Origin of the sequence: Kribbella italica (assembly GCF_014205135.1) — a bacterium.
Classification (GTDB): Bacteria; Actinomycetota; Actinomycetes; order Propionibacteriales; family Kribbellaceae; genus Kribbella; species Kribbella italica.
Genome location: NZ_JACHMY010000001.1, coordinates 3,651,646 through 3,664,445 on the forward strand (window position 1 = coordinate 3,651,646; position 12,800 = coordinate 3,664,445).

12 protein-coding genes are annotated in these 12,800 nt (G+C 69.6%); 4 read left to right on the forward strand and 8 right to left on the reverse strand.

The features are described from left to right. Positions 1-5: 5 nt before the first annotated feature. From HDA39_RS16880 to HDA39_RS16910, 7 genes are all read right to left on the reverse strand, one after another. Positions 6-953, reverse strand: coding sequence for a class I SAM-dependent methyltransferase (locus HDA39_RS16880; protein ID WP_184796155.1), 948 nt, complete (start codon positions 951-953; stop codon positions 6-8). Continuing rightward, the gene (locus HDA39_RS16885) at positions 953-1,732 is read right to left on the reverse strand and encodes an enoyl-CoA hydratase/isomerase family protein (RefSeq protein ID WP_184796156.1); all 780 of its coding nucleotides are present in this window, start codon (positions 1,730-1,732) and stop codon (positions 953-955) included. The genes HDA39_RS16880 and HDA39_RS16885 overlap by 1 nt, the downstream gene beginning before the upstream one ends. A 143-nt stretch (positions 1,733-1,875) precedes the next feature. Next, positions 1,876-2,919: a Gfo/Idh/MocA family protein gene (locus tag HDA39_RS16890; protein ID WP_184796157.1), complete on the reverse strand. Its 1,044-nt coding sequence runs from the start codon at positions 2,917-2,919 to the stop codon at positions 1,876-1,878. Next, a complete protein-coding gene (locus HDA39_RS16895; RefSeq protein ID WP_184796158.1) occupies positions 2,916-3,935 on the reverse strand; it encodes a Gfo/Idh/MocA family protein in 1,020 nt (339 codons plus the stop codon). The genes HDA39_RS16890 and HDA39_RS16895 overlap by 4 nt, the downstream gene beginning before the upstream one ends. Before the next feature lie 12 nt (positions 3,936-3,947). Further along, positions 3,948-4,784: a carbohydrate ABC transporter permease gene (locus HDA39_RS16900; RefSeq protein WP_184796159.1), complete on the reverse strand. Its 837-nt coding sequence runs from the start codon at positions 4,782-4,784 to the stop codon at positions 3,948-3,950. Then, complete coding sequence (locus HDA39_RS16905; RefSeq protein WP_184796160.1) at positions 4,777-5,658, reverse strand: ABC transporter permease subunit; 882 nt, start codon at positions 5,656-5,658, stop codon at positions 4,777-4,779. Before HDA39_RS16905 ends, HDA39_RS16900 begins: the two co-directional genes overlap by 8 nt. Further along, complete coding sequence (locus tag HDA39_RS16910; RefSeq protein ID WP_184796161.1) at positions 5,655-6,944, reverse strand: ABC transporter substrate-binding protein; 1,290 nt, start codon at positions 6,942-6,944, stop codon at positions 5,655-5,657. The genes HDA39_RS16905 and HDA39_RS16910 overlap by 4 nt, the downstream gene beginning before the upstream one ends. A gap of 154 nt (positions 6,945-7,098) precedes the next feature. On the opposite strand from HDA39_RS16910, the gene glgX reads away from it, so the two are divergent. Continuing rightward, positions 7,099-9,195, forward strand: coding sequence for a glycogen debranching protein GlgX (gene glgX, locus HDA39_RS16915; protein ID WP_184796162.1), 2,097 nt, complete (start codon positions 7,099-7,101; stop codon positions 9,193-9,195). Between the two features lie 63 nt (positions 9,196-9,258). Beyond that, the gene (locus tag HDA39_RS16920; RefSeq protein ID WP_184796163.1) at positions 9,259-10,131 is read left to right on the forward strand and encodes an SGNH/GDSL hydrolase family protein; all 873 of its coding nucleotides are present in this window, start codon (positions 9,259-9,261) and stop codon (positions 10,129-10,131) included. On the opposite strand, the gene HDA39_RS16925 is transcribed toward HDA39_RS16920, so the two are convergent. Beyond that, positions 10,018-11,019 carry a DUF3800 domain-containing protein gene (locus HDA39_RS16925; RefSeq protein ID WP_184796164.1) on the reverse strand — a complete coding sequence of 334 codons (1,002 nt, stop codon included), beginning with the start codon at positions 11,017-11,019 and terminating at the stop codon, positions 10,018-10,020. The two genes, HDA39_RS16920 and HDA39_RS16925, sit on opposite strands and share 114 nt — an antisense overlap. Before the next feature lie 76 nt (positions 11,020-11,095). On the opposite strand from HDA39_RS16925, the gene HDA39_RS16930 reads away from it, so the two are divergent. Then, positions 11,096-11,917, forward strand: a complete 822-nt coding sequence (locus HDA39_RS16930) for a MerR family transcriptional regulator (RefSeq protein WP_184796165.1) — start codon at positions 11,096-11,098, stop codon at positions 11,915-11,917. Then, on the forward strand, positions 11,914-12,795 hold the full coding sequence (locus HDA39_RS16935) for a transglutaminase-like domain-containing protein (RefSeq protein ID WP_184796166.1): 882 nt from the start codon (positions 11,914-11,916) through the stop codon (positions 12,793-12,795). Before HDA39_RS16930 ends, HDA39_RS16935 begins: the two co-directional genes overlap by 4 nt. Positions 12,796-12,800 lie beyond the last annotated feature (5 nt).

Here is a 12,800-nt window from a genome sequence, read left to right on the forward strand (position 1 = left end):
AGTATCTACTCCGCGACCCCGGTGATGGACACGTTGTAGTACAACTCGTCCGGAACCACTGAAGCGAGCACCTTGTCGACCTTCGACAGCTGCAGCCACGACTTGTACGCGAACATCCGCCACCCGAACCCGAGCTTCTGCTCCGGTACGGCGGCCTCGAACGTCCGGATCGGCCAGCCGACCCACGCCGCCAGCAGCTCCTCGGTCACCGTCTTCACCTCGACCGCACCCGCCCGCGAGGCCATCCGCGACAGCGTGTCCGGGTCGAACGTGTGCAGGTCGACCACGGCCTCCAGCGCCGCCGCGCGGGACGACTCGTCCAGCTCCGACTGCGGCCGCCGCCAGTCGGTCAGCGCCGGGATCCTGGTCAGGTTCGTGGTCGCCCACCAGGTGAACCGCGACAGCCGCCGCGCCACGAAGTCGCCGTACCGGGTCGGTTCGCCGCAGATCACGAACCGGCCGCCGGGCTTGAGGACGCGCAGCATCTCGCGGAACGCCAGCTCGACGTCGGGGATGTGGTGGATCACCGCGTGGCCGATCACCAGGTCGAAGGTGTTGTCGTCGTACGGGAGCTTCTCCGCGTCGGCGACCTTGCCCTCGACGGCGAAGCCGAGCGTGGCCGCGTTCTTCTGGGCCGCCTCGACCATGCCCGGCGACAGGTCGGTCACGTGCGCCTCGGCCAGGACGCCGGCCAGCTTCAGGTTGAGCGTGAAGAAACCGGTCCCGGCGCCGATCTCGAGCGACTTGCCGTACGGCCAGCCGTCGTCGCCGGCGATCGCGGTGAACCGGTCGCGGGCGTAGGTGACGCAGCGCTCGTCGTACGAGATCGACCACTTCTCGTCGTACGTCGACGCTTCCCAGTCGTGGTAGAGCACCTGGGCCAGCTTGTTGTCGTTCCAGGCCGCCTCGACCTCTTCGGCGGTGGCGGCGGGCTTCTCGGCGGAAGTGGTCATCAGATTCCCTTGAACTCGGCCTTGCCCGGGCCGTTCTCGACGAAGGACTTCATCCCGATCGCGCGGTCCTCGGTGGCGAACAGCGCGGCGAACTGCTGCCGCTCGATCTCCAGCCCGGTGTGCAGGTCGACGCCGAGCCCGGCGTCGATCGACTCCTTCGCGGCGCGCAGCGCCAGCGCCGCGCCCCGCGAGAACTGCGCAGCCCACGCCACGGCCGCCGAGTACACCTCAGCCGAAGGAACGACCTGGTCCACCAGCCCGATCCGCAGCGACTCCTCGGCGTCGACGAAGCGGCCGGTGTAGATCAGGTCCTTGGCCTTCGACGGCCCGATCAGCCGGGACAGCCGCTGGGTGCCGCCGGCGCCCGGGATGATGCCGAGCAGGATCTCCGGCTGGCCGAGCTTGGCGTCGTCGGCCGCGATCCGGTAGTCGGCGCACAGCGCGAGCTCGCAGCCACCGCCGAGCGCGTACCCGGTGATCGCCGCCACGGTCGGCTTCGGGATGGCCGCGACCGCGGACAGCGAGGCCTGCAGCGGGCCGGAGCGGCGGACCATGTCGGCGTACGACATGTCGGCCATCTCCTTGATGTCCGCGCCGGCCGCGAACACCTTCTCGCCGCCGTAGACGACCACCGCGCGGACCTCGTCGGAGGCCGTGGCCTCGAGCGCGGCGGCCCGGATCTCGTCCTGGACCTGGACGTTCAGCGCGTTCATCTTCGGCCGGTCCAGCCGGATCGTGCCGACCCCGTCGGCCACCGTCAGGTTGACGAACTCGCCCATCGTCTCGCTCCTCCAGTCGTGGTACTACCCGCCGGTCACATCCCCGGCACCGTACCGGACGACCGGTGGTATCACCTCAGGAGGCCGGTTGAGCGGGGTGGGAGCAGTGCTCCCACCCCGCGTCCACCTCCGCCCCGAGGTGGTCAGAGGTCGACGGGCTGGCCTGCCGCCACGGAGCGGCGGGCCGCGTCGACGATTCGGAGGGTGCGGAGGCCGACAGCACCGTCCGGCTGCGGTACGACGGCCGGCGGCTGCCCTGCGACGGCCGGACCGGAGGCCCTGACCGCCGAGAGGAACTCACCGAGCATCGCGCCGTCCAGGTCACCGCCGACGCCCAGGTAGACCTCGCCCGACGCGTCGGTGCCGCCGACGTGCTCCTGGAACGGCGCGATCTCCACCGAGCCGTTGGTACCGGTCACCTGCAGCGTCACACCACCCCAGGTCGGCCCGTTGTCCGGCATGCTCCAGGAGCAGTCGATGGTGGCCAGCAGCCCGTTGTCGTACGTGATGGTGACCAGACCGCCGGTCTCGACGGCCACGTCCTTGTCCTGGTGCAGCACGTGGTTGGCAGCGGCGTGGACCCGCGTCGCCTCGGCTCCGCCGGTCAGGCCGTCGATCAGGTCGGCGCAGTGGACGGTGTGGTCGACGAGCGCTCCCCCACCGGCCAGCTTCGCGTCGGTGAACCACTGCCGTGCGGCGTACGGGATCTTGCCGTTGTTGGTCCCCAGGACCGCGAACACGTCGCCGAGCCGGCCGGCCTCCACCGACGCCTTCAACCGCCCGTACGACGGCGCGAAGCGCACCGGGTAGGCAACCATCAGGATCGTCCCGGCCGCCGCGCACGCGGCCAGCATCGCCTCGCCGTCGGCGACCTCGGTGGCCAGCGGCTTCTCGCAGAGCACGTGCGCGCCGACCGCGGCGGCCCGCTCGACCAGCGGCCGGTGCAGGGCGTTCTCGGCCGTCACCACGACGGCGTCCGGGCCCCAGGCGAACAGCTCGTCGTACGAGTCGACGTACGCGATGCCGTGGTCGGCGGCGAAGGAAGCACCGCGCGGTCCGGCATCCGGAGCGGCGGCGCCGTCCGGGTCGGAGGACAGGACCTCGATCCCCGGCAGCATCGACAGCAGGGAGGCGTAGGAGGAGGCGTGCGTGTGCGCGAACGAAGCGATCGCAACCTTGAGGCTCATCGGGCCACTCCTGCCGGGTCGAAGCTCTTCATGTCGATCGTGCGCCCGGTCTCCATCGAGGCGCGGGCGGCCTCGGCCAGGTAGACCGCGGCCGCGCCGTCCGCGGCGTCGACCCGCGGCTCGGGCCCACCGCGCAGCGCGAGGGCGAACTCCCGCAGCTGGGTCAGGTACGGGCTCTCGCCGAGCGTGTTCGAGGGGATCAGCAGGTCGCCGCCCGAACCGCCGTCCTGCAGCTCCTCGGCGTACCCGGTGTTGTCGGCCGACGAGAACTGCAGCTGGCCGCTCGAGCCGGCGATCGCGAAGGTGGTCTTGAACGGCGTACCGGTCGCGCCCCAGGTCGCGCGGAGGTGGCTGATCGCGCCACCGGCGTGGGTCAGCGTCACGTGCGCCGCGACGTTGACCGGAGAGATCCCGTCCACCGACGGCGGGCTCTGCACGGCGTACACGCTCTCGACCTCGCCGCACAGCCAGCGGGCCTGGTCGAGGTCGTGCACCATCAGGTCCATGATCACGCCGCCGGAGCGGGCGACGTCGCGGTACCAGCCCTTGCCGGCCGGTGAGCTGGCCTGACGGGAGAACCGCGCGACCGCGACCTGCCCGATCCGGCCCGCCCGCACCGCGTCGTACGCCGCCTTGTACGCCGGGAAGAAGCGCACCACGTGCGCCGGGAAGAGCTTGACCCCGGCAGCCGCCGCGGCCGTGGACAGCTCGTGCGACGCCGCGGCGGTCAGCGTCAGCGGCTTCTCGCAGATGACGTCACGGCCGGCCTTGATCGCGGCCAGCGTGACGTCGTGGTGGGTGGCCGACGGGGTCACGATGTCGACGAACTCGACGGCCGCCAGCAGCTCGTCGAGCGAGTTCGCGACCTCCAGCCCGTACTGCGCCGCGAGCTCGTCGGCGCCGTCGACGGAATGGACCAGGACCCGCGCGCCGAGCGCCTTCCAGGCCGCGACATGGACGTGTGCGATGTTGCCCGCGCCCACCAGTCCGACCGTGAGGCCGGTGAGGTCTGTCATGGGATTCCTAACCTATTTGAGTCCGGAAAAGGCAATACCTTCGACGACGCGACGCTGCAGTACGACGAAGAGAATCAGGACGGGAGCCATCGCCATCAGCGCGGCGGCCATCAGGACGCCGGGCGAGATCGTGCCCTGGTAACCGGCCAGTGTCGCCAGCCCGACCGAGAGCGGCATCTTCTCCGGCGACGACGTGACCACGAGCGGCCAGAGCAGGTCGGCCCACGAGGCGAGCACGGTGATGATCGCCAGCGAGATCAGTCCGGGCCGGGCGACCGGCAGCACGACCTTCCAGAACGTCTGCCACGGGTTGCAGCCGTCGAGGCGGGCGGCCTCCTCCAGCTCGGCCGGGATGGTCTTGAAGAACTGCATCATCAGGAACGTGCCGAACGCGCTGAAGATGCCGGGGGCGATGATCCCCTGGATCGAGTCGAGCCAGCCGAGCGACTGGATGATCTGGTACTGCGGGATCAGGTACACCTGGCTGGGCACCATCAGGATCGACAGGACCAGCGCCAGCATCAGCCCCTTGAACCGGAACGACATCCGGGCGAAGGCGTAGCCGGCCATCGAGCAGAGCACCAGCTGGCCGATCGTCCGGCCCGCGGTGACCGCCACCGAGACCCAGAACTGGTCCAGGAACGGCAGCCGCTGGAACACCTCGGAGAAGTTGCTCCACTGCAGCTTCGACGGGAACACGTCCGGCGGCACCGACTGGATCTCGGCCTGGCTGGAGAAGGCCATCTTCAGCTGCCACAGGAACGGGAACATCATCACCAGGCTGCCGAGCACCAGGACGACGTGCGCGAGCCGGTTGCTGCCCAGTCGTTGCGAGTTGCGGCTAGTCATAGCTCACCCACCTGCGCTGGAAGCGGAACTGGAACACCGTCAGCAGCCCGACCACGGCCAGGATCAGGACGGCGACCGCCGCGGCGTACCCGCGGTCGTTGCCGACGAAGGCCGCGTCGTAGAACAGGAAGACCAGCGACTGCGTCTTCGGCATCACCGGGTTGGTCGGCCCGAGCAGCGCGAACAGCTGGTCGAACAGCTGGAACCCGGCGATCGTGGTGACGACGGACAGGAAGAAGATCGACGGCGTCAGCAGCGGCACGGTGATCGCGCGGAACTGCTGCACCCGCGAGGCGCCGTCCAGCGACGCCGCCTCGTACAGCTCGCCGGGGATGCCCTTCAGCCCGGCCGACAGCACGATCATGTTGAAGCCGATCGACATCCACAGGCCGAGCAGCGCGACCGCGACCAGCGCGAACCACGGTTGCGTGATCCACGAAGGGCCGTCGACACCGATCACCTTCAGGGCCTGGTTCAGGACGCCGTACTCGCCGTTGTAGATGATCCGCCAGACCAGTGAGATCGCGGTCGGCAGCGCGACGTACGGCAGGAAGAACAGGGTCCGGTAGACCATCGCGCCGCGCAGGCCGGGCCGGTTCAGCAGACTCGCGAACAGCACCGCCAGCGGGATGCCGAGCAGCACGATCGCGGTGTAGACGACCGTGTTGAGGATCGCCCGGTAGACCTCGGCGTCGGCGACGAGCGTGGTGTAGTTCTCGGCCCCGACCCACGCGCTGCCGCCGAACGGCCCGGTCTCGGTGAAGCTGTCGTACAGCGTCTTCAGCAACGGCCACAGGTAGAAGACCCCGACCCCGAGAAAGGTCGGCAGGACGAACAGCCAGGGCCACCCGCCGTCGGCCCGCCGTGCCTTCACTTCTCCTTGCCCAGCGCCTCGTCCATCTTGCCCGCGACGTCCGGTCCGACCTCGGACATCGGCTTGTCACCGCCGAACGCGGGAGCGATCTGGTCGGTCTCCAGCTTGTTCCACACCGAGGTGTCCTTGCTCACCGGGTACGGCTCGGAGTACTGCGCGGCCGCGTCGATGAACGTCTTCAGCGCGTACGGCGCGGAGCTCACGAAGTCGCCCTGCGTCCCGTTGAACGCCGGGTTGGCGGCGCCGGCCTTGGCCTGGATCAGCGCGGCGTCCTTGCTGCCGAGGAAGGCCAGGAACGCGGCCGCGGCCTGCGGGTTCTTGGTCTTGGCGCTCATCACGTTGGCCAGCCCGTGGATCGGCGTCTTGCGCTCACCGTTCGGGGCCTTCGGGATCGGCAGGATGGCCAGGTCGTTCTTCACCGGCGACTTCAGTGCCATCGAGACCAGCCAGTTGCCGTTCCACATCATCGCGGCCTTGCCGCTGAAGAACCGCTCGCGGCCGGGCGTCTCGGCGTTCTGCGCCGCGGTCGGGGTGTAACCGGCCTTGACCATGTCGGACCAGAACTGCAGGCCCTCGACCGACTTCGGGTCGCCGTACCCGGACTTGCCGTCCTTGATGACGTACCCGCCGTTGCTCATGATCGCCGGGTAGTAGTTGCCCTGGTTCCCCAGTTCGTCGCCGCTGGCCCAGATGCCCTTCGGGCCGAGTGCGGCCTTCAGCTTCGCGGCGGCGGCCTTGTAGTCGTCCCAGGTCCAGTCCGCGGTCGGCTCGGCCACCTTGGCCTCGGCGAAGAGCTTCTTGTTGTACCAGAACGCGATCGTGTCGAAGTCCTTCGGGACGCCGTACTGCTTGCCGTCCCAGGAGTAGAGGTCGTCCAGGGCCTGCGGGTAGTTGGCCGGGTCGACCTGCTTGCCCTCGATCAGGCCGTCCAGCGTGGCCAGCTGCTTGTTGGCCGCGAACAGCTGCAGGTTCGGGCCGTTCATCCAGAACACGTCGGGCAGGTTGTCCGAGGTGCCCTGGGTCTTCAGCTTGGTGAAGTACTGGTCGAAGGTGGCCAGCGAGATCGACACCTTGACGTTCGGGTACTTGGCGTTGAACGCCTTGACCAGCTCCTGCATCGCGGGCTGCTGGTTGACGTCCCAGATCGCGTAGGTGAGGTCGCCCTTCACCTGGGCGGGATCGTCGGGGACCTTGGCGTCACCGGCGTCGTTGCCGGAGTTGCCGCCACAGGCCGTCAGTGCGGTGGCGGCCAGGACAACACCGGCCAGCAGAGCGGAAATTCGCATGATTTTTCTCCTCGGCTCCAGGCTCGAGTGGTAAAATTTTACCATTGGTGCGCATGTTTGTTCAAAACAGCCTTTCATGAACACTACCAAGATCGCTAGGGACAACTCTTGCCCGTTGTGCGGTGGTTTGACACGTCATGGGCAGAATGTGCCGGTGACCGAAGCCACCGCCGCCCCGAACGAGCTCGGCCCTGCCCCCGACCCGGACGTCCGGCTCGGCGCGCAGGTGCACACCGACGGCACCACCTTCACGCTCTGGGCCCCGGCCGCCGAGCGGGTGGAGCTCGCGCTGCTCGGCCCGGACGGTGCCCAGCGCAACCTCGACCTGACCCACACCGGTGAGTACTGGACCGGCTTCGTCGCCGGCATCGGCCACGGCCAGCGCTACGGCTACCGCGTGCACGGCCCGTTCGACCCGTCGCACGGGCTGCGCTTCCACCCGTCCAAGCTGCTGCTCGACCCGTACGCCCGGGCCGTCGACGGCTCGCTCGACTTCACCAGCCCGCTGATCTACGACTCCTCCGACGGCGACTCGGCCGGGCACGTCCCGGTCGGCGTGGTGGTCGCGGACGGCGCACCGCCGCCGCCGATCAGCCGGCCGGTCCCGTGGAGCGAGACGGTCATCTACGAGCTGCACACCAAGGGCTTCACCAAGCTGCACCCCGACGTACCGGAGCACCAGCGTGGGACGTACGCCGGCCTGGCGCACCCGTCGGTGATCAACTATCTGACCGAGCTCGGCGTCACCTCGGTCGAGCTGCTGCCGATCCACCACTTCCTCACCGAGCCGGCGATCGCCGCCCGCGGCCTGCCGAACTACTGGGGCTACAACACGCTGAACTACTTCGCCCCGCACGGCCCGTTCTCGTCGGCCGGCTCGGCCGGTGAGCAGGTGGCCGAGTTCAAGGCGATGGTCGCGGCGTTCCATGCGGCGGGAATCGAGGTGATCCTCGACGTCGTCTACAACCACACCGCCGAGGGCGGGTTCGACGGGCCGACGCTGAGCTTCCGCGGGATCGACAACCGCGCCTACTACCGGCTCACCCACGGCGGCGTCACCTACGACGTGACCGGCACCGGCAACTCGGTCGACACCTCGCACCCGCAGGTCCGCCGGCTGGTGATGGACTCGCTGCGCTACTGGGTCGAGGAGATGGGCGTCGACGGGTTCCGCTTCGACCTGGCGGTGACGCTGATCCGCAACGAGCGGCACGAGGTCGACACCGTCGACCATCCCTTTCTGGCCGAGGTGGCCGCCGACCCGGTGCTCGGCCGGGTCAAGCTGATCTCCGAGCCCTGGGACGTCGGCCCGTTCGGGTACCAGGTCGGCAACTTCGGGACGCCGTGGTCGGAGTGGAACGGCAAGTTCCGCGACTCGGTCCGCGACGTGTGGCGCACGTCGTCGTACGGCGTACAGGACCTGGCGTACCGGCTGTCCGGCTCCAGCGACCTGTACGGCGACGACGGGCGCTACCCGTACGCCTCGATCAACTTCGTCACCGCGCACGACGGGTTCACCCTGCGCGATCTGGTCTCCTACGACCACAAGCACAACGACGCGAACCGCGAGGACAACCGCGACGGCACCGACGACAACCGGTCCTGGAACTGCGGCGTCGAGGGCGAGACCGACGACGGAGGCGTGGTCGCGCTGCGGAAGCGGCAGATGGCGAACCTGATGACGACGCTGGTGCTGTCGACCGGCGTACCGATGATCACGGCCGGGGACGAGTGCGGCCGGACGCAGTACGGGAACAACAACGCCTACTGCCAGGACAGCGAGATCTCCTGGTTCGACTGGACGCTGCCCTCGACGTGGTCGGACCATCTCGGGCTGACCAAGCAGCTGCTCGCGCTGCGGGCGGCGCACCCCGCGCTGCGCCAGTGGCACTACTTCTCCGGCCAGCCGGTGGTCGCGGGCGGGCGCAAGGACCTGTCCTGGATCGCGCCGCACGGCGGCGAGATGACCGAGAACGACTGGCACGACGGCAATCTACGGACGATCGGCATGTTCCTGGCCGGCGACGCGCTGCGCGGGACCGATGCCGAGGGCAACATCTTGACCGACAACTCGTTCCTGCTGGTGCTGAACGCGACCGCCGAGGAGCGGGAGGTCGTCGTACCGGACGCGTCCTGGGCGCCGGGGTACGAGGTGGTCGTCGACACGTCGGGGTCGGGGGTCACGGAGGTCGAGGCGGGGGCGCGGGTGCCGCTTGCGCCGCGCTGCGTGGTGCTGCTCCGCGCACTCTGATGGGTTGTTAACCTTCGGCAAGTATCTTCATTGGTCACCTGTTGTTCACCTGAGGGGGGACCAATGTTTTTGCTGCGCCGAGAGGCCCGCGAGCGAACCACGCCCATCGGCGCACTGCACCGCGCGGTCACCCGCTGGGGCGAGGCGGAGCGCTCCAGTTCGCGCGTCGCTTTCCGCCGGTGGTGCGACGGAGTGGCGTACGTCGACGTCCAGGCCCGCACGTACGCCGACTTCTGGAACCGGCAGAACGAGCAGGCCCTGACCGCGGACGGACCGCTGTGGGTGGTGCTCGGCGACTCGACCGCACAGGGCCTCGGCGCGTCCTCCCCTCTCCACGGGTACGTCGGCCAGGTGCTGCGGGCCCTCCGCTCGACCGGTACGCCGTGGCGAGTGCTGAACCTCTCCCGCTCCGGCGCCCAGACCAGGCACGTGCTGGACGACCAACTGCCCCTGATGGACGGGCTACAGCCCGCGCTCGTCACCTGCGGCATCGGCACCAACGACATCCTCGGTACGCCGCCGAAGCGGTTCCGCGACCACCTGCGCCAGGTGATCGACCGGCTGCCCTCCTCCTCGGTGGTGATGGACCTGACCGTGCCGGACCGCTTCTGGCGCGTCGGCGGGGCCATCAGCCCGTACGTGACCAGCGTGAACCAGCTGATCGGCTCCACCGCCTTGGAGCGCGGGCTGCCGGTCGCGGAGGTCTCCCGGTACGCCCGGCCGCCGTGGCGTGGGCTCCTGGCCGCCGACAACTTCCACCCCAACAACTTCGGCTACCGCCAGCACGCCGACGCCCTGCGCGCCGCGTTGCCGGCGGTCCTCCTACAGCGCGGGATCTCCGCCAAGCTGAGCGTTGCCGGGGCGCCCGGCCCTCGTCAACCGACCCCAGCTCGCGTCGTCCGCCCAGATGGGGTGCGGCGTGAGGTAGGGGGCTAGCAGAGCGGTCAGCGCGGGATCGCCCTCGCCATTGAGCTCCGCGGTGGCGATCTGCCGGGCTGAGCCGGCCAGCAGGTCTGCCAGTTGGACGCGCGGGTCGGTGCGCGAGTCGGTCTGCCGTAGCTCCAGTGGTGAGTCGTCCATCAACAGGTTGACCTGGGCGATCCGGTGCACGGTCAGGGCGCTCTGCTCGTCGTGGACGATGGCGACCGCGTTGCCGTCGGCGTACCAGTGCAGGGTGGTCTCGACGAGTGCGGGGATCAGCACCTCGAGCGGGGGCAGCAGGGTACGGTCGTCGAACAGCCTGTCCCGCAGGGCGTCCAGCGGCGGGCGGGTGATGTGCAGGCCCGGCTCCAACGGTGTGAAGCGGCCAGCGACCGCCAGGAACTCCTCCACGCGTTTGTCGTACATGGTCCGGTTCTTGGAGCGGAGCAGGTCGATGAAGCTCTGCAGGAGCGTCCACCAGATGTCCCCGTGCCGGGGACCGTTGAGGTGCAAGGCACGTGCGGCCTCGGGACTGTGCAGATCCAGGCTGGTACCGGTGCGGTAGTCGAGTCCGCCCGCGAAGAGCGCGGTCAGGCGCCCGGCGAGCAGGAAGTACTTGTCCGTCAGCTGTACGGCGGCCCGGCCGAGCAGCGGGCCCTCCGGTCCGAGCAGCCAGGTCAGGGCCGGGCGCTGCTTGAACAGCCGGGCCGACTTGTACTCCCCCGCGACGTACCGCGACCGGTCCCTGAGCTCCTCGACCGCGCGGCGGGCCTCCCCCGGCCCGAGCTGCAGGCTCGCGTGGGTGAACACCCGGGTGTCCGGGTCGAGCAGGTTGCTCCCCGAGAAGCCGGACTCGTCGCAGGCGATCTCGACGAGTCCTGACCAGACCGGCTCCACGGACATCACCCCATGATCGACCGGGGGCGGGGATCTGGCCAGGTATTTACTCTGCCCCAAGGGCAAGGTGTTGAGTACTGCCATGCTGACGATCAGCGAGTTCGGGCGGCGCGCCGGGCTCTCGCACAAAGCCCTGCGGCTGTACGACGTGTCCGGCCTGCTCGCTCCCGCCGCGGTCGACCCGATCAGCGGCTACCGCCGGTACGACGAGGAGCAGCTCGAACGCGCCCGGCGGATCAGCGTGCTCCGGCAGGTCGAGATGCCGCTGGCCACCATCTCCGAGGTGCTGGCCGGCACCGACGAGGAGGCGCTGATCCGGCTGGACCGCTGGTGGGCCGCGCAGCAGGCGACCAACGAGGCCCGGCAGGCGACGGTCGAGTATCTGCGCGACCGGCTGCTGCGGGCCGGTTCACCCGGGCTGAGTCCGCGGCCGGTGCTGCAACGCGACGTCCCGGAGACCAAGCTCGCGTCGATCCGGGTGGACGTCGACCAGCAGTCGCTGATGGGCGTGATCGTTGCCTCGACGCTGGAGATCCGCGCGCACCTGACCGCGGCCGGGGCGTCGCTGCCCGGCGGGTCGTGGGTGATCTACCACGGCGCGGTCACGCCGGAGAGCGAGGCGACGGTCGAGATCTGCGTGCCGTTCGGTGGGACGGTCGACCCGGCCGGGCCGATCGGGATCCGGATCGAGCCCGCCCACACCGCGGCGTACTGCACGATCAGCCGCGACGAGTGCGTCTACCCGCGGATCATGCTCGCCTACGACCTGGTCGAGGACTGGGTCCGTACGTCGGGCCGTCCGACGACCGGACCGATCCGTGAGATCTACCACCCCGGGTTCCGCGAGCGGACCGGCTCCGACCCGGCGGTGGACATCGCCCAACCGATCGAAGGACTGTCATGAACTACGCGCACCAGACGCCGTACAGCGATCCCGGCCGGTACGCCGAACTGCTGGACGCCCTGCCGACCGACGTCCCCGGCCTGGCCGCGGCGGTCCAGAACCTGCTGATCCACTACCGCGGTGGCGGGATCGAGTTCACCGGTGAGCATCTCGAAGAGGTGAACAACCGCTGGGTCGAGGAGATCCTGGCGACCGACCAGCGGCGCAACGGTACGCCGCTGACGGCGCCCCGCGCGCCCGAGGACCGCGTGGCCGGGTGCTGCCGGGACTACGCGCTGCTGTTCGTCTCCGCCCTGCGCCACCAGGGGATCCCGGCGCGCAGCCGGATCGGCTTCGCGACGTACTTCCAGCCCGGCTGGAACGCCGACCACGTGATCGCGGAGTACTGGAACGGCGACCGCTGGGTGCAGGTCGACGCGCAGCTCGAACCGGGTGAGCACTGGGGCTTCGACGTCCAGGACCTGCCGGCCGGGCGGTTCCGGTCGGCGGCGGAGACGTGGCGCGGGTTCCGCTCCGGCGAGATCGACGGCGAGACCTGCGGCGTGGACCCGACGCTGCCGCTGCGCGGCGGCTGGTTCATCCGCGACTACGTGTTCCTGCAGGTCGCCCATCTCAACGCCGACGAGCTGCTGCTGTGGGACGGCTGGGGCGCGATGGCCGACGACCTGGAGATGGATCTCACCCCCACCGACGAGCTCGCCGCGCTGCTCGTGGCCGCCGACGCCGGCGACAAGGCCGCCGAGGCGAAGGTCCGTGACTGGTACCACGCGGATCCCGACCTGCATCCCGGCGAGAAGATCATGGTCCACACGCCCACCGGCGGCCCGCCGTACTCTGTCGACCTCGGCACGCGGCAGAAGGTACCGCAAGGGAAGTAGCCCGA